Source organism: Sphingorhabdus arenilitoris (assembly GCF_042651485.1).
Classification (GTDB): domain Bacteria; phylum Pseudomonadota; class Alphaproteobacteria; order Sphingomonadales; family Sphingomonadaceae; genus Sphingorhabdus_B; species Sphingorhabdus_B arenilitoris.
In genome coordinates this window covers 1-21470 of record NZ_JBHSDH010000007.1, presented here as the reverse complement: position 1 = coordinate 21470, position 21470 = coordinate 1, and the positions used below count along the sequence as shown (strand labels likewise).

The 21470-nt window shown below is 48.0% G+C and carries 28 protein-coding genes; all 28 read right to left on the bottom strand.

Annotated elements, in window-relative coordinates:
* Positions 1-278 precede the first annotated feature (278 nt).
* Complete coding sequence (locus ACFOWX_RS01485; protein WP_381420680.1) at positions 279-626, bottom strand: hypothetical protein; 348 nt, start codon at positions 624-626, stop codon at positions 279-281.
* 28 nt (positions 627-654) lie between these two features.
* A complete protein-coding gene (locus ACFOWX_RS01480; protein WP_381420679.1) occupies positions 655-1281 on the bottom strand; it encodes a tetratricopeptide repeat protein in 627 nt (208 codons plus the stop codon).
* Positions 1282-1284: 3 nt separating this feature from the next.
* Complete coding sequence (locus tag ACFOWX_RS01475; RefSeq protein WP_381420678.1) at positions 1285-2052, bottom strand: sigma-70 family RNA polymerase sigma factor; 768 nt, start codon at positions 2050-2052, stop codon at positions 1285-1287.
* Positions 2049-2789 (bottom strand): flagellar type III secretion system pore protein FliP, encoded by a 741-nt coding sequence (gene fliP / locus ACFOWX_RS01470; protein WP_381420677.1) that lies wholly within the window; start codon positions 2787-2789, stop codon positions 2049-2051. Before fliP ends, ACFOWX_RS01475 begins: the two co-directional genes overlap by 4 nt.
* The gene (locus ACFOWX_RS01465) at positions 2776-3225 is read right to left on the bottom strand and encodes a hypothetical protein (protein ID WP_381420676.1); all 450 of its coding nucleotides are present in this window, start codon (positions 3223-3225) and stop codon (positions 2776-2778) included. The genes fliP and ACFOWX_RS01465 overlap by 14 nt, the downstream gene beginning before the upstream one ends.
* On the bottom strand, positions 3176-3502 hold the full coding sequence (locus ACFOWX_RS01460; protein WP_381420675.1) for a FliM/FliN family flagellar motor switch protein: 327 nt from the start codon (positions 3500-3502) through the stop codon (positions 3176-3178). Before ACFOWX_RS01460 ends, ACFOWX_RS01465 begins: the two co-directional genes overlap by 50 nt.
* 3 nt (positions 3503-3505) lie before the next feature.
* Positions 3506-3982: a FliM/FliN family flagellar motor switch protein gene (locus tag ACFOWX_RS01455; RefSeq protein ID WP_381420674.1), complete on the bottom strand. Its 477-nt coding sequence runs from the start codon at positions 3980-3982 to the stop codon at positions 3506-3508.
* Between the two features lie 302 nt (positions 3983-4284).
* The gene (locus ACFOWX_RS01450) at positions 4285-5478 is read right to left on the bottom strand and encodes a flagellar hook protein FlgE (protein WP_381420673.1); all 1194 of its coding nucleotides are present in this window, start codon (positions 5476-5478) and stop codon (positions 4285-4287) included.
* Positions 5479-5481: 3 nt separating this feature from the next.
* Positions 5482-5919 (bottom strand): flagellar hook assembly protein FlgD, encoded by a 438-nt coding sequence (locus tag ACFOWX_RS01445; protein WP_381420672.1) that lies wholly within the window; start codon positions 5917-5919, stop codon positions 5482-5484.
* 14 nt (positions 5920-5933) lie between these two features.
* Complete coding sequence (locus ACFOWX_RS01440; RefSeq protein ID WP_381420671.1) at positions 5934-6641, bottom strand: hypothetical protein; 708 nt, start codon at positions 6639-6641, stop codon at positions 5934-5936.
* On the bottom strand, positions 6625-7089 hold the full coding sequence (locus tag ACFOWX_RS01435; protein WP_381420670.1) for a hypothetical protein: 465 nt from the start codon (positions 7087-7089) through the stop codon (positions 6625-6627). The genes ACFOWX_RS01440 and ACFOWX_RS01435 overlap by 17 nt, the downstream gene beginning before the upstream one ends.
* Before the next feature lie 9 nt (positions 7090-7098).
* Positions 7099-8427, bottom strand: coding sequence for a FliI/YscN family ATPase (locus ACFOWX_RS01430; RefSeq protein ID WP_381420681.1), 1329 nt, complete (start codon positions 8425-8427; stop codon positions 7099-7101).
* Positions 8420-9130 (bottom strand): FliH/SctL family protein, encoded by a 711-nt coding sequence (locus ACFOWX_RS01425; protein ID WP_381420669.1) that lies wholly within the window; start codon positions 9128-9130, stop codon positions 8420-8422. Before ACFOWX_RS01425 ends, ACFOWX_RS01430 begins: the two co-directional genes overlap by 8 nt.
* Positions 9131-9133: 3 nt before the next feature.
* Positions 9134-9547 carry a hypothetical protein gene (locus ACFOWX_RS01420; protein WP_381420668.1) on the bottom strand — a complete coding sequence of 138 codons (414 nt, stop codon included), beginning with the start codon at positions 9545-9547 and terminating at the stop codon, positions 9134-9136.
* A complete protein-coding gene (fliF, locus tag ACFOWX_RS01415) occupies positions 9531-10811 on the bottom strand; it encodes a flagellar basal-body MS-ring/collar protein FliF (RefSeq protein WP_381420667.1) in 1281 nt (426 codons plus the stop codon). Before fliF ends, ACFOWX_RS01420 begins: the two co-directional genes overlap by 17 nt.
* 8 nt (positions 10812-10819) lie before the next feature.
* Positions 10820-11122, bottom strand: coding sequence for a flagellar hook-basal body complex protein FliE (gene fliE / locus ACFOWX_RS01410; protein WP_381420666.1), 303 nt, complete (start codon positions 11120-11122; stop codon positions 10820-10822).
* Entirely contained in the window at positions 11119-11550 is a 432-nt protein-coding gene (gene flgC, locus ACFOWX_RS01405) for a flagellar basal body rod protein FlgC (RefSeq protein WP_381420665.1), read from the bottom strand. Before flgC ends, fliE begins: the two co-directional genes overlap by 4 nt.
* Positions 11551-11895 carry a flagellar basal body rod protein FlgB gene (locus ACFOWX_RS01400; RefSeq protein WP_381420664.1) on the bottom strand — a complete coding sequence of 115 codons (345 nt, stop codon included), beginning with the start codon at positions 11893-11895 and terminating at the stop codon, positions 11551-11553.
* A 17-nt stretch (positions 11896-11912) separates the two neighbouring features.
* Positions 11913-13031 (bottom strand): flagellar basal body P-ring protein FlgI, encoded by a 1119-nt coding sequence (locus tag ACFOWX_RS01395; RefSeq protein ID WP_381420663.1) that lies wholly within the window; start codon positions 13029-13031, stop codon positions 11913-11915.
* Entirely contained in the window at positions 13028-13606 is a 579-nt protein-coding gene (locus ACFOWX_RS01390) for a flagellar basal body L-ring protein FlgH (protein ID WP_381420662.1), read from the bottom strand. The genes ACFOWX_RS01395 and ACFOWX_RS01390 overlap by 4 nt, the downstream gene beginning before the upstream one ends.
* Positions 13596-14126, bottom strand: coding sequence for a hypothetical protein (locus ACFOWX_RS01385; RefSeq protein ID WP_381420661.1), 531 nt, complete (start codon positions 14124-14126; stop codon positions 13596-13598). The genes ACFOWX_RS01390 and ACFOWX_RS01385 overlap by 11 nt, the downstream gene beginning before the upstream one ends.
* Positions 14123-14896 (bottom strand): flagellar hook-basal body protein, encoded by a 774-nt coding sequence (locus ACFOWX_RS01380; protein WP_381420660.1) that lies wholly within the window; start codon positions 14894-14896, stop codon positions 14123-14125. Before ACFOWX_RS01380 ends, ACFOWX_RS01385 begins: the two co-directional genes overlap by 4 nt.
* Complete coding sequence (locus tag ACFOWX_RS01375; protein ID WP_381420659.1) at positions 14893-15594, bottom strand: flagellar hook-basal body protein; 702 nt, start codon at positions 15592-15594, stop codon at positions 14893-14895. Before ACFOWX_RS01375 ends, ACFOWX_RS01380 begins: the two co-directional genes overlap by 4 nt.
* 71 nt (positions 15595-15665) lie before the next feature.
* A complete protein-coding gene (locus ACFOWX_RS01370) occupies positions 15666-17702 on the bottom strand; it encodes a flagellar biosynthesis protein FlhA (protein ID WP_381420658.1) in 2037 nt (678 codons plus the stop codon).
* Between the two features lie 8 nt (positions 17703-17710).
* Complete coding sequence (locus tag ACFOWX_RS01365; protein WP_381420657.1) at positions 17711-18763, bottom strand: EscU/YscU/HrcU family type III secretion system export apparatus switch protein; 1053 nt, start codon at positions 18761-18763, stop codon at positions 17711-17713.
* 4 nt (positions 18764-18767) lie between these two features.
* Complete coding sequence (locus ACFOWX_RS01360; protein ID WP_381420656.1) at positions 18768-19532, bottom strand: flagellar biosynthetic protein FliR; 765 nt, start codon at positions 19530-19532, stop codon at positions 18768-18770.
* 3 nt (positions 19533-19535) lie between these two features.
* Entirely contained in the window at positions 19536-19802 is a 267-nt protein-coding gene (locus ACFOWX_RS01355; protein ID WP_381420655.1) for a flagellar biosynthetic protein FliQ, read from the bottom strand.
* A 14-nt stretch (positions 19803-19816) separates the two neighbouring features.
* Complete coding sequence (locus tag ACFOWX_RS01350) at positions 19817-20998, bottom strand: tetratricopeptide repeat protein (protein ID WP_381420654.1); 1182 nt, start codon at positions 20996-20998, stop codon at positions 19817-19819.
* Positions 20999-21470 lie beyond the last annotated feature (472 nt).

The following is a 21470-nucleotide window of genomic DNA, read 5'->3' as shown; positions in this document are numbered from 1 at the left end:
CGCTGCCCCGATAATATTACCAGAACCCCGCGTATAACCCGCACCCAAACCCGCAAAAATCGATACCATCGGACATTTTCCCCAAATGCAGACCAAACAAAACAGCCCGCCTCACGACAAAATAATCCAACCATCCAAAATTTAGTTTAGACCTTTCTTGAAAAAAATCCCCACCAACACAGCAATATACTGATTATAAAGACTTATTTATCTGGGCCAAATCCAACCCAAAATTATATCACATGAAATATATGCGCCGCAGTCCATCTCCCCGCAGCTTACACCCCGCGCCTAACCTCAGATACTATATTACCAAACAGCGCCATCATCTCTTGATCGCTTTCCATCTGTTCAACCACCTGATCAAGCACAGCTTGAAACCCAGCTTCATTAACCAAATTTCGACCAAATCGTTCGGTCAACAATTGCTCTATAATGATCCGTCGTAACTGCCTGTCATCGCCGCCTGACCGAGCCACAGCGGCTGAAACTGGTCCAATTTGACCTTCTTGCCGTGTCCTGTTTCGGACTTTCTTAACACTGTCTGCTTTTTGTCCGCGCAACCGTTCTGCCAATTGCTGTCGAAGCAAAATGACAAAACGATCAGCTTGAGAAATTGGGTCCATAAATTAGGGCCTTTATCGCTGGAGACCTTTAGTGGCGGGTTTCTCCATCGCCGCGTTTGACCGCAAATTGTTTCAGGAGCATTGATGTCGCCGATACGGTTTCTTCGGCACTCTCATGCTCCTCTGCAGCCTTGCTGCTTTGCGTTGGAGATTGCACATCCGTTTCTGTTAAGCCTGCTATCTCATCCAGAATAAGCATCATATCATTATTCATCGCGGGATTTGCATTATTGAGCGAAATCCCTTTTTCCAGACAGCGGCGGCATTCAGAAAATTGATCTTGAGACAGATTGATCAATCCCTGTGCAAAAAGTTTCAGCGGTTCATCATCAGCCAAATCGAAAAGCATTTTCCACACGCCTATCGCTTCCACTACGTTTCCTGATGTAAAATCCAAAAAGCCGAGTTGAAACCGCGCAAGTGCATAGTCCGGGTGAATTTCAATCGCCCGAGCCATCGCGTGGCGGCCATCTTCGTAACGTTGCAAACCAGCAAGGACCGAACCGCGCAGAAAATGAAGGCGTGGATCAAGTGGGTAACTTGTTAAGCTGTTATCTAACCTGTCGAGACCAGCTTCATCGTCTCGGCCCGCAACTTCCAATATTGATGAAAGCTCTTCATCTGGGCACAATAGTTGGTTTTCGCTATCACTCATATTTTATCCCTCAAGCTTAAATTGTCCCTTACGCTGTAATCTTTTGCGCAGCAAGGATAGCGATGACTGGTGTAGCTGCGACACTCGGCCAAAGCTAATTTTATACATTGCTGCAATCTGACGAAATGATAATTCCTGAATGTAATGAAGTTCGATGATGTCTCGTTCCCGGTCGGGTAAAGCCGATATCTCTTTGAATACAGACGTGATTGCCTGCTTCCAAGCCAAACTATGATACGCGCTAGGAGACGCGTCGGGACGATCATGCTTTTCAGGTGAAAATTGCTCCAGCATAAAACCGAGAGCAAGTCCGCTTGCAATATCGGCCAGGATTTGGAGTTGCTCTTCCAAAGTCGCTGCCCCGGCCATTTTTTTCTTTAACGAAGTTATGCGGTCGCGTTTCACGCGGGCGCGGTAACCCAGATACTCGTGCAGCTCATTGTGCTTTTCTATGCCGTTAAGGATAGATCCGTAAATCCGCCGGTTACAAAAATACCGAAAAGGGACGCCCATATCTGGCCGGTAGCGATGTAAGCATCCCAAGAGCCCCTCATTTGCCATCTGCAATATTTCAGCAAATTCAACGCCGGATTTATAGTAATTACCCCAAAAACGTTGTGCAACTTTGACGGCTAGGGGGTGGTACAGCTTGAACAAATCATGATATGCTTCGACCGATCCATTATTTTGATGTCGTGCCCATAACAGCCGCTCTTCATCTGTTTCACGAACAAGGTGAGCAGCGTGATATGTCTGCTCCGTGTCAGTCACCTGAAACTGCCCATGACCCCTTCGAGGATCAGGCCCCAACCGTCGATCAGAACAAACATCAATATTTTCAGCGGTAACGAAATGGTCGCTGGCGGCACCATCAACATACCCAGCGATAATAAAATCGCTGACACCACTAGATCAATTAATAAAAACGGAAGCAGAATAACAAAGCCGATCGTAAAAGCCGTTCTGAGCTCGTTCAGCATAAATGCGGGTACAAGCTGCATCAACTCGACTTCTTCTTCATTTTTTGGCAGTGGTTTTTTGGCTATTTCGTAGACAGTTTTTAAATCACTGTCGCGAACTTGCTTCAGCATGAATGCCTTTAACGGCGCGCTGCCATCGGCCATCGCAGTTGCGATTGGTTTGCTGCCATCCAAAAATGGTCCAAGCCCGGCATCAGTAGATTGCTGCAACGTCGGGCCCATAGATGCCGCGGTCATAAACAATGCCAAGCTAACCAAAACGGTGTTTGGCGGCGTTTCCGGCATGCCTAAGGCGTGGCGGATCATCGAAAGCACGATCACTATGCGAACAAAAGAAGTCATCGAGATAACCAACGCCGGTAAAAAAGCCATCAAGCCTAGAAGCAGGGCCGTACGGACCAAAGATTCAGATTCGCCTGGCAGCGCAAGGTTTACCGCATTTGCATTGGCAAAAGCTGGGCTGGATATGGCCAACGCCGCCCCTACGAACGTCAGCGCCGATATTGGATATAGCTTAAACCGCATCATCTATATCCAATTTGGATGCCGCATCATTTGAAACGGCCAGAATGGTTGCTGAAGATCCTGAAAATACCGTTAGATATTCCTGACCATCCAAAGCGATCAGATAGATACTTCGTTGCGGAGCCAAAGAAATCTGATCGACAAGGATTAGTCTGGAACTGTTTTGTTTGTCATAGAATGACCTGAAATTGATTGCGGGATATTTTTTCTTAATCAAAAATATAATGGCAATCGCGAGTAATAAACAAAAAACTAATGATCCAAATACACGCAACAAAGAAATGTCCGTGTCGCCCCGCTGTCCCAATTGCTGCGCCCAAGCGCTGTGCGGCCACCAAAAAATAGCAAGCAGGAATAATTTTATGCGGGGTGGCAAGAGCATTGATTTATTATTTGCGGATGAAAGTCTGCGTGATGCGGACTGCAAAGCGATTATCAACGGATACGATTTCTCCCTTAGCAACCACGCGTTCGCCAAGCAGCAGCTGGACCTCACCATTTAGCGGGGTGTCCAATTCGATCACATCCTCTTCGGATAAAGCAGCGAGCTGACGAAAATTCATGCTGCCTCGCCCTAAAATTGCGCTGATTTGAACAGGCAAATCCGAAAATATTTCAGGGTCGATTTCCTTCATTATCTTTTTCTTTGGTTTTTCCGTCGGCACTTCGCTCACGTTTTTTTCTTCAGTATTTACGACGATATCTTCATCACTCACAAATCAATCTCCAGCATTGATAGCTTTTAAGCTGATGTTGCCGCCAACTTGCGCGGTTTTAACGTGGCATAGCAATCGTCCTGCCGCGTCTTTCAACTCCAACGGAGTATCAGATGCTTTATCAAGAACAATGATATCTCCGCCTTCCAAATTTTGGATATCGGCCGCAGACAAATTTACGTTTCCTACCGACACATCGAACGCAATTTCAATCTCTGCGATTGCGTCCGCCCAGCTAATCTCATCGAAGGTGCCCTCTGCATCCACAGGGGGGCACTCGGACTTACGAATTGCAATCGTTAAGTCTTGGTCCAAAATCAATCGAACTGCTTTTTGTTTGTCCGTCATGCTGATATCAAAAATACAACCATCATGACGATAATGTGACGATACATCTGATCGTGTTGAACCAACCGTTGGGACATTATCCAATATATGGCCCGCGAGGCTGATCAATATTTTTTCGGCGAAATCATCCATCAATCGCCGTTCGTCCGCAGCCATTTTGGACCGCGTAAGTTTATGGTCAAGACAATGCGACAACATTAAATCAATCGCCGCATCATCCCATTCCGCCCAAATTCCGGGGCCAATTGATCTAAATTTATCAACTGCGTTTGCTGCACGGATATTGTCATTCCGGGGCTCGACCGCGTCAATCCTCGCAGCTCGCCCGGCCGCAAACCAATGATCTGACCAGCTGGATATTGCTGCAGTCAGGGCTGACGGGCAAATGGACGATTTTAGAGCCGACGGCGGCAGCCAATGCTTAAAAACTTGCGTCAACCTTGTCCTCGAATACCGAACAGCTGTTGGATCATATCGTTAGAAGCACTGATAACCTGTGAAGATGCCTGAAAACCGCGCTGAATTAAAATCAAATCACCAAATTGTTGGGACAAATCAACATTGGATGCCTCCAACTGCCGCGATACGAGCCGCCCGATGCCGTCTGAATTGCTTGACAGCAGCCGCGTTGGAGCTTTTCCGGTATTTTCGAACAGACCATTACCTATCCGCGTCAGCTGTTGAGGATTACGGAAGTCGGCAATCGCCACGGAACCCAGTTCTTCGGTTTCGCTGTTACTATAGGCCAGAGAAATCTTACCCTCATCGTTCAACGTCACGCCGGTGAGTGAACCAACCCCGTTTCCGTCGACGGAGGATGCCCGTAACGTCGATACGGTGCCTGATGAAAATGACGTTACGCCGCTCGAAAAGTCAAATTCTACCGACAGGAGTGCCGCGCCCGCAGGAGCATTTGTGAAGGTCAGCTTTTGCGTCGCAGGAGTGACCTGTCCATTGGCGAATGTCAAAACAGATGTGCCTATTTCAGTGCCATCTTGGTTCGTAACTCTAATGTTCCAATTATTAGCATTAGCAGCGTCTTTTGTGAAAGCGACTTGCCAAGTCTGCCGCCCGCCGAGAGAGTCGTAAATGATCACATCGGAAACGGTCGCCGTTGTTGCCGTTGACGATAAATTATCGGCAAAAACAACTTTGGTCGACGCTACCGGACTACTCGTCCGGCGACCATCGACATTCAAAGCGACCGGACGGCCAGCGCTGTCCAATATGCCTAAACGATACTCGCTGTTACCTTGGAGCGAGAGAAAACCATCCGCATCAACGACGAATTGGCCAGTACGAGCGTATAAGACTTTATCTTGGTTCAGAAGAACCAAAAACCCGCTACCCTGTATAGCAAGGTCCAGGTCACCATCAGATTGCCGAAGGTCACCTTGGCTGAAATCGGTATTGGCAGGACCAAATTTGACGCCATTGCCAAGCTGGTTTTCATCTACACCTCGAAAGAATGTGAGCCCGCCGCCGCCAGAGTTGAACACGTCTCCAAAGCTCGCTGTCGTTGCCTTAAAGCCGGGCGAATTCAAATTCGCGACATTGTTGCTTATTGTTTGCAGACCCCGACTGAACGCATTCAGACCACTCAAACCAGTGTAAATAGCTCCAAGCATTTTTTACTCCCTTATTTGAGCGACATTGGCAATGGACAAGCTCGATATTGTTTGGCCACCAGGCGTCTCCAACGTTATGGTCGGGCTACCCGTCGTGAACGACACTGACTTCACAGTCCCGCTGAGCAAATTACCGCCCACATTCACATCGACGGTGCGCCCTAACAATGACGTCGCCTGGGTTGCAGATTGCGCGGTTAATAAGCTGGTGACTTGGTCGTTGAGATTTTGAGACTGTTGTAATTGCGAAAATTGCGCAAGCTGCGACACAAATTCCGTGTTATCGAGCGGCTTTAGCGGATCTTGGTAGGTAAGCTGCGTCAGAATAATTCTCAGCAGAGACTGGAATTCCAGCCCAAAAGCATTTTGCGCAGTTTGCGAGACATTTGTTCCTTGGCCATTCGAAGCCTGAACGTTTGGAGTGACAGAACCAACTTGCATCTTAAGTCCCCTGCTTAAAAAGATTCTCTGTAAATATCTAGTAGTTGATAATTTGTCACTCCAAATTCGAATAAAATCTGTCGCGCCAATTGTTTTATCTCACTTGACCCACGCGAATTGTCCACATGTTCGTCGAATACAACCGTCAAAGCATCATTTTTTCCCCATAACGACATTCTCGGCTTGTCCAACTTTTTGTGGTAAAATGATGTAACAAAACTCGCGCTTGAGGAGCTCTGATGGTCAAAGGCTTGCATCAACGTATTTTTTCTAGCTGAGCTTTTGTTCAAATCAGGCTGCGGCGAAATAGGGCTGAAACTGAAACTATCAGCTACACCCAATATCATATCATGCACTGGAACTGCTTTTACGCGGCCAAGCATAGGACCGCCCGTGCTTTGGTTCGACAAGCGAGATGAAGATAGCACATTTGCTGCCACGAGTTGCTTTTCCGGAGCAACTGAAAATTGAGCGGCTTCGCGGCTAACATTTCGAGAGCGATTGGCAATACTGCCGGAAGCTTGCAAAGGATAATTTTTATCGGCGACCGCATAATGTTGCCCCAATATACCGCTCTCGCTAAAACTGCGCGCCCTTATATTTCCTATATCTTTAGCGGATAGCCCATTTTCCAATAGCTTCGCAAACGATGGGGAGGGTTCGCCGCTTTTCAAACGAGGCGAGCTATTTTGATTTATTGCAAGGCTATTGATGATTTTCATTGGACCAATGCCGGTAACTCGTCAAATCTTCAAATCGGGTTTCGAGCTTGCGCTCTGAATGCTTTTTGATGTTGCATGCTGATATTGCTACTAATTCCTTAGCTGAATTTTGATAGCCGATTGACCTCGCCAATGTCTTTGCAGCAACGCGATAATCATCGATCGCTGCTTCAAGATCCGTTTCGGCTTCATGCACATCTTCTGTGGAATGCCCCAACCAATATTGAAATTGAAGTAATGATTCAGCTTGAAATGATCCTGCGCTCAATTGCCTCTCCCATTCGGCAATGCCATTTTCCACTATTTCTTTTTTGATGTGGAGCGTGTCTTTTCTGTTCTCAACATCCTGCCTGCGGTGCACCAAGATTTTTTCGTCACGTTCCTGCTGAAGCACGCGGATCTTGTGCATATTCTGCAACAGCTGATGTTTTGCTTTAAGCTCGCTCATGACACATTATCACCGCCGGACTATCTGTTGCAATTTTGCCAAGCTGTCATCGATATCGCATTGTTCGGCCTGACCTTGTTGCAAGAACGAAATCATGGCTGATCGCATCTTAATGGCTTTGTCGAGATCAGGATTGTTTCCAGATTCATAAAGGCCTGCATCAATCATCGTTTGCGACGCATCATATAATGCAAAATGTGATAAAAACTCACGGGCATTTTTCATATGGTTCGGCTCTGCCACCGAAGCCATGTTGCGGCTGATACTTTTGCAAATGTCGATGGCGGGAAAATGACCTTTTTCGGCATATTTTCGTGATAGAATAATATGTCCGTCTAGCAAGGACTTCATCATCTCTGAAATTGGATCCTCGGTGTCATCGGTTTCACTCAATATGGTCATTATGGCTGTGATGGCACCGCCGGATTTTAACGCGCCGCAACTTTCAACGATCTTTGGGATAGCAGTAAATACGCCTGGAGTATATGCGCGTACCGTTGGCGGCTCTCCTGCCGCCAAACCTGTTTCCCGCATTGCCATGGCTAACCGTGTGACCGAATCTATTATTAAAACAACGTGGCGGCCATTTGATCGCCAATAGTTGGCAAGGGCAAGTGCTTGATAAACAGCCCGCACGCGCAATGCCGCGCTTTTGTCTGATGTTGCCGCAACTATCGTTGCCTTTTTGCGCAATTCTTCGGTCAGTTCAGTCTGCCACAAATGCTCCACTTCACGGCCGCGCTCTCCTATCAAGCAATATATGATATGATCGCAATCAATTTGTTTTGACAATTGCGTCATCAGACTGGTTTTTCCAACGCCGCTAGCCGCAAAAACACCAATGCGTTGGCCAACGCCCAACGACAGCAAACCATCTATCGACCGCATCCCCGTGGCGAGAATATCTCGCGGTGAGCACCGATCCATCGGTGATGGCAGCACAGGGTGCAAGGGAACGAAATCAGATGGCGTAAGCCGTCGCTGATCCATCGCCTGAGCCAGAGCGTCAACTGCTCTACCTTGAAAATCATCGCCTACCGGAACCTGCGCATCCAATGCAGTCGCATAAATCCGGGCACCTACAGTAAGCTTGCTGTTATCCTCAAACGGAACCAGCGCAATATGATCGCGGTCCACTTTCACAACCTCCGCCGTTACAGCCATTTCGGCATCGCCATTTTCTGGAATAATGTTGCAGATGGTGCCGATGGGTACATTGGGACCGCTCGCCTCAACCCAACCGGATTGTATTTTTTGCAATATGCCGAAATGCTGAACCAGCGTCGTTTTTTCGATCCTGTTGATAATGGCTTCTTGCAGCATATAACGCTCAGTCACCCGGATCAATTATGGCTGATCCGGTATCTTTTCCGCCATCAAACATCATATTCAAATTATGCAACTGCCTATCCAGACTGGCATCAATTGTTCCCAGATTCAGCTCGATAAAACACGCACCTGCATCATGTTCGGCGGACGTATTTATGCAGTCTGCCGATATCGATAACTGCGCGGCCAAATCGGAAATGTCAGTGCTATTCGGGAAATCAATCTTTGAGAGGGTTACCTTCAATATATTTTGCTTCTCAAGGCCCGCAAATTGCCGGGCGATGATTGATTTCATTATCTGTTGCCGATGGCTGTCATCACCCAAAATTTTAGTAATTGCCGTTTGGGCAACCGTGACTGCAAAATGATGCATGACAGATAATTCACGTTCAAAATCCGCCAAAGCATTTTCCAATGAGCTATGCAGTGCGGCAAGAGCTTTAGTGCGATCCTCTTCGATCTCTTCTTCTTTGGCCAGCTGACCTTCTTCAAAGCCCTGATCATACCTTTGTTGTAAAGCCTCTTTACCCTCGTGCAACTGAGTTTCTAAAGCGGCTAATTGTGCTTCTAATCGACGGATATGCATTTCTTGCGGGGAAGGCTCGGGCTGCGCCAGGGATGTTTCAGAACCATTGGCTATTGACTGCCCAGTTACAATTGACGCAGTCGCTACCAAGCCGCGTTGATCGCCGGATTTGATGATATAGTCCATGAGTTATGATTTAACCCTGCGCATCCAGCCAAAAATCTTTGATGACAAAGAATGCGTTGTCACGGCGGGTTGCGGTATTGATTTTGCCACTAATTGTCGCAATTCTCTTCTTGCATGATCCGTCAATTTGAATTTTTTGGATTGGCTACTCTCTCCGTTACGTTCACCATTCAGCCGTTCGACTATCCATCCCGATAGGTTTCCGGTTTCGACAAAATCTGGATCATGTCCAGTCGTTTTGTTATCTTCCGAATAATGCCGCTCGGTTGCCGTACCGGCGGCTTGCATTTTAATCATTTCTGTCAGCTGACCTTGTTGCTTTTCATCGAGCTCGCTGAGAATGAGATTTTGGTCTTCATGAGAAAATTTGCTAAATTTCTCAACCATTCGCTGTAGTTTTTTATCGTGCGACGCCATCTTTATCTCGTTGTTGGTCGGCCAAAAGTTGTTGCAACTGGCTCGAAAAATTCAAACGCTTATCGAGCGTCAAGGTTTTGGGGTTGCGAAACCGGCCGATCACAAATAACGACAGCATCACGATCAACAAAATACCGATAGCCCAATAAATGCCATTAGGTATTTGGAATGTCGATGCCGGCTCGTCTTGTGGGCTCAGGTTTTCTGCGGCTTGGTTGGCCTTGTCATATGTCCCGGCTTGTGCGGACACAGGAGGTTGCCCTATCGGGATAATCATCAACCGGTCCCCTCTGTCAGGATCAAAGCCAATGGACTGTTGGAGCGCAGATATGGCCTCTGCTCGCTCCGCTGCGGTTGCCGGCTGTGAACTTCCCACTTTAATATCCAGCCGATAAGCAGCGTCACCTGCCGGCGTATCAATGCCAGCATCAGGAGGGGTATCTCCTTGTTCGACCCCAGATGAGCTGGTGTCAGACGCCGCCGGTTTCTGATCTTCGGTAACCTGCACCACAACCCGCAGCTGGTCATCATTGAAAATAGGGGCCAGCGCGTTGGTGGCGCGGTCAATCAAATCTTGTTCTTCAGGGCTGGGCAAAAACCCATCGTCAAAATTACCACCTGCCGGATCTTGAGCGGATGTCAGCAACTGACCATTTGCATCCAGCACGGCAACATTGCTGACTTCCAAATCCGGCACTGCGGATACGATCAACCGCTGAACCGCTGAAACAGTTTCGGCATCGATGTCCATTCCGATCTTGGCTTGCAAGGTGGCGGACGCTTTCGCGGTTCTTTTTTGGCGATCAAATATGCCGCTTTCCGGCAGTGACAAATGCACCCTCGCCGATTCAATGTTGCTAAATGACATCAGCGTCCTGGCCAATTCCCCCTGTAAGGCACGCTGATAATTGATCCGCTGCGCAAATTCGGTCAGCCCCATATCGCTCTCGTTAAAAAGCTCAAAACCGACAATGCCTTTTAAAGGTAAATCGCCGCCCAATATGCTTACTCGAGTGGCATCAACTTGGTCTTCAGGAACCAATATACTTTGCCCTTGATCGGCCAATTTATACGGCACTTTGTTCTTTTCCAGCTCCTGCACAATAATGGAAGCATCGGTAGATTTCAGGTTTGAAAAAGCTTCTACATACGGTGTTCTGATCACGAAATACCATATCGCAAATAACACTATTGCGGCGCCAATAGCGGCGACGAATGCGAACAGTATCTGCCTCATGGCAGGTGAGTTGATTTTATCGGGCATTTAAGCGTTCAGACTTGCATATTCATAAGTTGCTGAGTCGATTCCACCAATTTGTTGCGCAATTGGATCATCATTTCAAATGATAGACGAGCTTGTTCCAATGCAAAAGTGACCTGATGGATAGGAATATCGTCGCCGGCCGCGAATTGCAGTAGCATATTATCTGCAGCTGCAACTTTCTGGCTCGTTTTTTCAACGCCGGAAATGAGCAAATCGGAAAATGCCATATCCGGCTTTATTTCCACCGGTTTTGCGGCGGGCTGCAATTGGGCCACAGCTTGAGCTGCAACCGGATCAATTTCGAAAGTCATGCGGACCGCCTTCCAATATCAAGGGCCTTTGAATACATTTGCCGAGCTGTGTTGAAAGCGACAATATTGGCTTCGTAACTTCTCGCTGTTTTGACCATCAACGTCATTTCGGCTGAGTGGCTTAGTCCAGGATAATTAACATAACCTTCGCTATCGGCCTGTGGATGTTCCGGTTCATAAACCCGGCGCAGCGCCAAATTTTGCGGTTCCACCGAATAGACGGAAACACCGCGCAAATCGGGGTTTTTAGCGTTATCCAGCGCTGCGGAAAAGCTGGCGGGTGCAGGGCCGGACAATAGCCTTAATGGCTGATACGCGTCACCAAGCCGATCCACTACGGTATTTGCATTGGCAAGATTTTGGGCAATAACTTCTAATCGCTGCCATTCTACATCCATGCCTGTCAGGCTAATTTCCATCGCGTTCATTTACCGGCTCCCCGTTACCGACAGAGCCTCAAGCTGCAATCTGCGATTTAATAATTCAGCCAGAGTGCCGTAACGGCCCGCTGTCCGGGTGGCTGCTGCCATTTCTAAGTCGATCCGTAAATCACCATCGCGGTTATCGCTCGTTACAGTGAACATTTGAGGCTGTACATTTTGAATATCCTGCGCTGACCGCTTAGATGCAGCTTTTAGGGATTCTTCAAAGCTGACCTTCACGGGGCGGTAACCGGGAGAATTGGCGTTCGCAATATTCTGCGCCGTCGCCTTAGCTCGCATCGACAGCCCATCCATAGCCTTCAGAATAACGATAGATGAGATTGAATCCATATCCGCTTCCTCACACTCTACTGTACAACTATATCTGCATGAACCGCACCAGCAGCTTTCATGGCCTGCAAAATTGCGATCATCGTCCTCGTCGATACTTTTGCTTTCGATAAGCCTTGAACGAGGTCGGCAACCGTGCTGCCCGGGGCGCGATAGACAATGTCTTTTTCTTCTGACACGCTCAACTTGGTATTGGTTACGACAAAACCGCTACCATCCCTTACAAAGCCGCCAAATATATTGGGTTGAGAAGCAGAGTTATCGATCTCAACTGTAACTTTAATGTCGCCCTGCGCGATCACGACATCTGATATTGTAACATTACCGCCGGCAACGACAGTGCCTGTGCGTTCATTTATCACGATCCGCGAAACGGACTGCGGCGTAACGCGGACATTTTCAATTCGAACCAGCAAAGAATTGATCGCCGCTTTCCAATTTTCGGTGGATATACTGACTAAGTCGGCCGAAACAACCGAAGCGATTGGCGCAGAAAATTCGAAATTGATCGACCGAGCGACAGCCTCGGCTGTAGAAAAATCTGGGTCGCGTAGAATGTAACGGATACTGCCAGGGATATTTTCCAAATTCGCGGAAACTGATCGCTCCACAGTTGCGCCGTTCGGTAGGGTACCCGCTGCAGGATAGTTTTTCTGGCTTACATTCTGGTCAGCTTGGAAACTATAGGCCCCAATCACCAATGGTCCTTGCGCCAGCGCGTAAACCTGACCATCCGGTCCTTTTAACGGGGTCATCAACAACGTACCACCGGCAAGGCTTCGGGCGTCACCTATGGAGTTAACTGTCACATCAAGCCGGTCGCCGACATTGGCCGAAGGCGGCAAGGTTGCGGTGACCATCACGACCGCGACATTGCGGCTCTGAATTTGAGAAGAATCAATTTCCATACCCAATCGGGCGAGCGCATTTTTTAGAGCTATCTTGGTTACTTGACTGCGCGGGGAATCGCCAGAGCTCGATAAACCGGTTACTATCCCATAACCAACAACGGGATTGTCTCGCCATCCGTCAAATCGTCCCAAATCCTTCAACCGGACCGGATTTGCAACAGCAGCGGATACATTCAGTAGAGAAAAAGCAACCATCGCCGCGATGGTCAAAATATAGCGTATCATGAAAGTCCCAGCCAATTGAAGATACGCGTTATGATACCTGGGCGTGCCCCCCGCGTCGCGAAGCCTTTACCATTATAGTCAATCACGGCATCGGCTATTCGGGAGGATAACACGGCATTTTGGCCATCAATGTCATATGGGCGGATGCGTCCGCTCACCTTAATATGTGTCGTTTCGCCGTTGATGTTTAGATTTTGGGTGCCTGAAATAAGCAAATCCCCGTTCGGCAGCACCTCGGTTACGGTCACACTCAATCTCGCCAACATCCGATCATTGCGGCTATTTGTTCCTTCACCGCTATATTCGCCGCCAAAAGACAATCCGCCTGTTTCGTTTAAGCTATCACCTGCGCTAATTTGACCGTTCAGCGACTGCCGTTTGCGGCTTCCTGAACCCACCCGGTTCGACGCGGTGTTATTTTCAGAAACGATGACCGTGACTATATCACCAACTTGACCGGCCCTTTGATCGGCAGACAAAGAGGAAAAAGACGATCCATTGTAAAGATCGTCTGCTGCGACATTCGACGACATTAAAACCAAGAGCGCTCCAACTGCGATCCGTCTAATCATCATTACAGCACTCCACGACAATTACTTCATTACTGGGTGTTCGAGCAAAAAAACGCTGACCCGGATTTGCTGGCTGCAACGCATCGGCTAGCTGTTCGATCTTAACTGCCCCCCAAGCCAGACGGATAATCACTTTTTGACCAATACTGACGGCGTGATCGTCCTTGGCCGAAGTAGAAGGAACAACAGCCTCAAAAACCCGCGCATCTTTTTGTAGAGAACGAATTTGGATCAAGCCATTTTCATCGTAGAGATGCGCGGACAAAGCCGGAAGCAAAGACCGCGCTCGGCTAAATAAGGCAGACTTTTTATAATAAACTGGGGATGACTCGCTCGCGATGCGCGCCACTACCATTTCCCGGGCCTTTTCCTGCAAGTTGCTGGGCAAGGTGCCAACATCTAATATGTCAGAGAGCAATAGATCATTATTTTGGATATAAATTATCTGCGCTTTATCGGCCAGCGCACCATGTTCAGGTTCCGCATTGATAGCGGCTGACAAAAACAGCAAGGCGCTGATCATCGCCGCAAGCCGTTAGCAATTGACATCAACTGGTCGCCGGCTTGCACAACTTGCGCATTCGCGGCGTACGCCCGTTGCATCAATAATAGCGCGACCATCTCTTCCGTTAACTCAACATTTGATGTTTCGATCGAACCTTGGACAAACACACCTTTGCCGTCTTCACCCGGAACAAAGCTGCGGATGCCACTGTCACCTTCCACTGCGTAATAACCACTACCGCTTGGCGCCAATGCCGTCCTGTCCGATGGCATCACTAAGTCTATCGCACCCAATTCAACTGGGCCATTTTCTTGCGATGTGATCGCCAAAACTCGTCCTTCACGGTCAATACGAATGTCGGTTGCATCTTCGGGTATCTGAATCAAACCGCGCAAAAGCAGCCCATCTTCGGTCTGCAACATCCCATCTTCATTAATAGCTAACGTCCCACCGCGCCATAGCCAGCTGACACCATTTGGTCCCAAAATTTCAACAAAACCATCACCTTCAATAGCCAGATCAAGGGGATTGCCAGTTTGTCGCAAATCACCTTGTTCATAAACCCGCGAAACCTCAGATGACTTGACACCATTTAAAAAATTCGTCGCAGCGCGAATGGGTTGCGTAGGTTGATTGGCATCCACCGGCGGCGTCAGCAACTCCGAAAACCTCATTTCTGCGCGCTTAAACCCCGATGTGTTAACATTCGCGACATTGTTTGCGATCACGTCTAGGCCCCGCTGCTGCGCATTCAAGCCAGTAGCTCCTATGTAAAACGCTCCGTTCATCGTCCAGACTCCCCAAAGGCGGAGATCGCTCTGCCCATCAAATCATCATATACATTCATAATCCGTTGGCCGGATTCCGCTCGGCGTAAGGTTTCCATCAACATCACCATTTCGTCACCTGAAGTGACATTGGATGCCTCATACCAGCCCTGCTGAACCGTATATTCCTTAGGATCGGAAGCCGCAAACTGACCAACCGCTGCGTTATTGCTCAACTGATTTTGATCGCGCAAGGGGTTGAAAATTCCGATCTTCGCCGTACGAATACCATTCTCATAAATCACGCCATCTTCTTTTACGGAAAAAGTGGATGATAAAATGGTAATATCGGCACCATCTTCACCTTGAAGCGTGCCGCCTTGCGAATTTATCAGGCTACCATCTTCAGCTAACGAAAAGCGGCCATCACGGGTATAACCGATTACGCCGTCCTTCGACACGGCAAAATATCCGCTGCCCGAAATTGCCATATCGACTGGATTTCCGGTTTTCACAAGTTTTCCGGGACGGGTATCTGTTGCCACAGAAATATTTGAAGCGTCCTGCGAAGAAATAGCTGCGCGATCAACTAGTGAAGAAAAAGGAATAGACCGTTTGAACCCAGGCGTTACCGAGTTTGATAGATTTTGCGCTATCGTTTCAGCTCGGCGCTCCGACTGCCCCAGAATCACTGCCGCTAAGTCAACTATATACCCCATGTCGGATGGAATATCAGCTAAAATGGAATTATCAACTCAATAATTTAGGGCTCCGAAAGGGATGAGCACAATCATCCTGTCTTGATTACATCGAATGACCGTAAATCGATCGACTGTGGTACTTCGTTAACTGAAATAACCGAAAGACGCGGCGCGGTGCGTTTTAAAAATGCTCTCAATTGGCGTCTAATGGTCGGGCCACATAGCAAAACGGGATTTATGCCTTGCTGCACCATCGCTTCAACCATCGGGAGCGCCTTGCGCATGATAGCCTCTGCGACATTCGGATCAATTATGAGAGGCCCTGTGTCATGGCTGCGGGCGACCGCTTCGCTAATTAACGCCTCGGCGCGTGGATCAAGACTCAAAACTGCCAGTTCGCCGCTGCTACTGCGTAAGCTATTACAGATTATATGACCAATACGCTGCCGCACAAGCTCGGTTAACTCGTGCACGTCTTTGGTCGTCCGGCCCAAATCGACTAACGCCTCACAGATATAGTCAATATTTCTAATAGAGACATTTTCACTGACAAGATTTTGCAGCACACGCTGAATGTCGGAAACTGACATGATGTTTGGAATGAGCTCTTCGATCAAACCTACTTGCCGATTTCTGACCGCATCAAGTAACGACACCACTTCATTTCGGGTTAATAGCAAGGCTGCCTCTGCCTTCATAATCTCGGTAAAGTGGGTCATCAATACGGTGATTGGATCGACCAAGGTGTAATCTAGGCTTCTCGCCAAATCCTTATGCTCGTCATCTACCCAAATTGCCGGAAGCCCAAAGGCAGGGTCGCGTGCTTCAATACCAGGCAGACCGTCTTTGGATGTCTCTGACCTAATAGCTAAGGTTAGATGCGGTTTGATTTCAGATTGGCCGTAAGTGGCACCAAACAGCGAAATGCGATATTCCAAAGCGCCAAGGCCATAACCATCCTCTATGACCACAGATGGCAAATTTAACCCCAGATCTCGGGATAGGTCATTCCTTAACGCCATAATACGATCAGAAATGACGGGTTTCATCGAAACCCATGCTTCGCCCAAATCCTCTCCCAAACTGATTGATACAACCGGCGGCCCTTTTTTATCACCTTCGGCGGCAACATCTTGATCGGCGGATATATCGTCAAACTCGGATGCTTTTTTCAACGCAGCTGTAGTTCGTGCAGCAAACCAAGTCGCCGCAAAAATCAGGATAAGAATAACGATCGGCCATTTGGGCATGCCCGGCAACAACAACAAGCAAAATAACGTTGCCATCACAATCAAAGGTATTTTGGGCACAGACCCCAATTGCGATAATACCTCTGTGCTCAACTGCCGGTCTGACGCCGACCTGGTCACGATAATGCCTGTGGCAACAGATATAATGAGCGCAGGTACTTGGGTGACGATGCCATCACCGATTGTCAGCAGCGTATATTGCTGAAGCGCAGCGTCCCAGCTCAAACCTCGTTGAGCAATGCCAATAACCCAGCCCGCGATGATATTGATGAGCACAATAATGATGCCCGCAATCGCATCGCCTTTTACAAATTTACTTGCACCGTCCATCGCGCCGTAAAAAGAGGCTTCCTTCTCCAACATCTTTCGCCGTTGCTTTGCCTCTTCTTGGGTAATCATGCCCATATTCAGATCAGCGTCGATGCTCATTTGTTGGCCGGGGACCGAGTCTAGCGTAAATCTCGCCGCCACTTCCGACACGCGTTGTGCGCCGGCGGTTACCACGACATATTGTACGATTACCAGGATGAAAAATATAACAAGGCCAATGACATAATTGCCCTGTATGGCGAAAGAACCGATTGAATCGATGACCTCGCCGGCATAACCATCGGTCAAAATCAGCCGGGTTGCCGCGACGTTTAACGAAAGCCTGAATAAAGTTGCCACTAGCAACAATGAAGGAAAAGTGGAAAACTCAACCGGTCGGTTAACATAAAATGTCAACATCAATACGGTCATACCGAATGAAAAATTCAATATAATCAAAAAGTCTAAAATAGTAGTTGGAATCGGTGCAAACAAGACCAATAGGATAGTGACCATACCGATCACTAAGAAAAGGTCATTGTTATTCTGAATTATTTTTTTGAACATATTGAATTCTATTCAATCAGATTATTTTCTATGTAAACATCGGCTACTTGCTGAAAATATTGTTCGGGAACCGGAGAGCCTATTTTGGCCGCGGAAAAAAGGGCTCTGGCCAATTCCGGTTTCCTAATTGTTAGAACGCCATAGCGAAACGCTATATCTTTAATTTGCTGCGCAAAATGATCTTTGCCCCTTGCAACCACTACTGGAGCGTCGATGTCTTCGCGTCTGTATCTGATCGCCACAGCAAAATGTTCCGGGTTAATGATGATAACGTCCGCCGATTTAACATTCGAAAGACCTTCAGCTGTTTTGGTAAACTCCTGATGTAATTCCTTGCGCTTTTGTTTCATCCGAGGCTCGCCCTCACGCTCCCGATATTCCCTTTTTACTTCTCGGCGGCTCATGCGCATCTTTTTCGAAAATTCTCGCCGAACCAAAATCTGATCAATCGCCGCTATTGCAAGCGCGGCCAATGCGCAATAGGCTAATGTGCGTATCATTTGTTGCATCATCACAGTTCCCAGATTTCGGGCATCGGTGATCGCAGCAATCGGACCAGACAGCGCATCGTAGATAATAAAACCACCGATGCAGCTATAAATTAACAGTTTCATTAGCGCTTTAAATGCTTCGATCAGCGCTCGTTTTGAAAATATCCGCTTCAATCCCTTTGCTGGATTGATCCGGTTAAAATCTGGCTTTAACGGCGTCGTCGAAAATAGCGGTCCAACCTGCATAAAATCCAGAAACAGCGCGACAAGAAATAAACTGCCCCCAAAAGCCAAAAGTGGGAATGCGATCACCGCAAATAATGTGCCGATAAGGTGGGGGTAGTTAGATGGACCTAAATCAATTTGCCCGGCCGATATGAATAGCTTTGTTGAAATTTGTGCGACAGCAAAGAAAAGCGAAATTCCGCCAATCCAGAAAAATGCAAACGCAGCCGCCAGCGCGGCAAAAAATCCAAGGTCTAAGCTTCGAGCTACATTGCCTTTTTCCCTCGCCTTTTTCAGCTTAAATGGTGTGGCCTCTTCGGACTTATCGAGTTCATTTTCTTCCATTAGGTCACATTAACTTCGGCATGACGCCAATGGCATTTGATATTAAACGTAAGAATACGGCGCCGGATAAACCGAGGCTAATCGGGGTTACAAAAAGCACCAGAATAGCTTTCACTTGAATGCCCAGCAACAAAGCATTCATTTGCGGTACGGTACGCGACAACATGGCCACCAATAAATCGGTTATGAATAGTGCAAAGATAACTGCTCCGCCGATCCCCAACGCAAGAAAAAAGCATATGAAAATGTAATTGAGCAGCGGCGTAATCGAGCTGCCCAGTGTACCGCTGCCTAAGGGTACAAGGTCTATGGAGAGCGCAAAAAACCGCAGTAAGTCATGATGCCCATTCACCGCAAAGAAAATCGCTGCCGCGCCATAGGCAAAAATGGTGCCGAATAACGGCCGTTGCCCTCTGCTCGTTGGATCAATCAGCAAAGCGAGGCCAAATCCTGCCTGAATGTCAATCGTCCGGCCTACCATATATAATGACCCAAACATGATCTGAAGAACAATGACGGGAATGAAGCCGAAAAAAATTTCCTTTGCCGCTGAAATAACGATCCAGCTTCTCGACAATTCCTCCAGCTGCGTAAGTTGCGGATTTGCGCCCACCATCGCTGCGGCAAAGCCGAATGTGATGATGACAGTAGCCATGCGGGGGATACGCATCAGGGAAAATGGCGGTGCAAAAAGGAATAGCGGCAAAAATCTAAGGCTAAGTAGCAAGCAAGCGACGATATAATTTTCCAGCAACCCGGCGGCTTCCATGTTTCAACCCAAATTTGGGATCATACGGATTGCCGTCAATGCGAATTGCATCATTCGGCCAACCATCCAAGGTCCAAGAAAAATCAGCATTAAAGCCGCGACCAGCATTTTTGGCACGTAACTAAGAGTAATTTCTTGGAGCTGCGTTGTCGCTTGGATCAGGCTTACGATTAAACCAGTTAGCAAAATTGCAGCCAATATTGGCCCCGCTACAATCATCGCTTGCCACATGAGTTGATTCATAATGTCAAGCGCTTGCCCCTCGGTCATTATCTTATCCCCCCTTAATGCCGCGCATCGCCTTTAACGCCGAGCCCGATCATAGCCTCAGCCAGTGTTTTTCCGTCGACCCCCATCGATGTATTCATCGCCCGGTCAGCAATTTTTTTGGCTAATTCTGGATTGCCACGAGCCTCTGCCAACATAACGTTCGCAAGCATACCGCCGAAACATTGCCGGTCCAGGCGGATGGCGATTTCAGCTCTGCGCTTGGCGCTGTCCAAATGCCCTTCGGCCACGTCGAGCACCGCTAGGCCGCCATGTGTTTCGGCAAAATTGTCATCATGCGACAAAGCTATATCGAAACTTTTTCGCGCTTCAGCCAAATCTTTGCGAATAAAATGTGTCCATCCTAATGCAATCCAGCTGCCCAAATGATCCTCAAAAATTTCCGCCCCTTTTTGCAGGCAGGGTATCGCTGCATCGACATCGCCTTCGGCAAGGAAGCACAATCCTTTGCCCAACCAAGCCCGAGGCGCATCGGGATGTTCCGCCAGCGCGCGGTCGAATAAGCCATTGGCCTCAAGCGCGCCATTTTCATAGAGGCTGACCAGTCCTTGCGTTGTTAAGGCGTCGGATCCGCCGGTTGCTTTGGACGCATAATATTTTGCCAATTCGTAATCATCCACATCCATAGCCGCAACCGACATCGCGCCGAGCAGATAATTATCGTGTGGATGAATTTCAGCCATTTTTTGGCCGGCAGCCAAGGCTTCATCGAACTGCCCAAGGTGATGGAGCGCCTGCACCCGCAATGCCGCTGCACGCGGTATGCCAGCAATCACGGCTTCATCTGTCAAGGATAGGACATCCTCATGGCGCATTTGCAAGGCCGCAATCCAGGCCAAATTAAACCGAACCGCAGGAACATCCTCTCCATCCGAGCGCAACCTCTCAAAAATGGAAATAGCTTCGTCAAAGCGCTGCCTGCGGAGCGCAGCGATGCCCTCTAAATTACGAATCGGATTGGTGGGTTCAGCCAATTTGTTGTGACGGGACAACAACAAATCAAAATTGTCAAAGTCAGACACCGACAGCGCCGCAGCGATCGCATCTTTCAGCAACGGAATATTTTCCGGGTCAAGTTCCAGAAATCCAAGTAGCTGCGCGAAATGGAGTGCAGCTTCGCTTGGTGCACCTTGTCCATCATCTGCGGGTCGTTCTGATGATCGCTGTGATGAACTCATACATCCTCTACCTTTAAAAGTTACCGTATTTCAGAATTGTAGAAACCATTACGTGCCCTACGCGCGAACACGCTATAAACATGTAATAATGTTTGCGCCAACACAAAAGACCGGCAACTGATTGATGGTTCGTGATGCTTTAAACAATGGCGCTGTTTGGTAATATAGTATCTGAGGTTAGGCGCGGGGTGTAAGCTGCGGGGAGATGGACTGCGGCGCATATATTTCATGTGATATAATTTTGGGTTGGATTTGGCCTAGATAAATAAGTCTTTATAATCAGTATATTGCTGTGTTTATGGGGATTTTTTTCAAGAAAGGTCTAAACTTAATTTTGGATGGTTGGATTATTTTGTCGTGAGGCGGACTGTTTTGTTTGGTCTGCATTTGGGGAAAATGTCCGATGGTATCGATTTTTGCGGGTTTGGGTGCGGGTTATACGCGGGGTTCTGGTAATATTATCGGGGCAGCG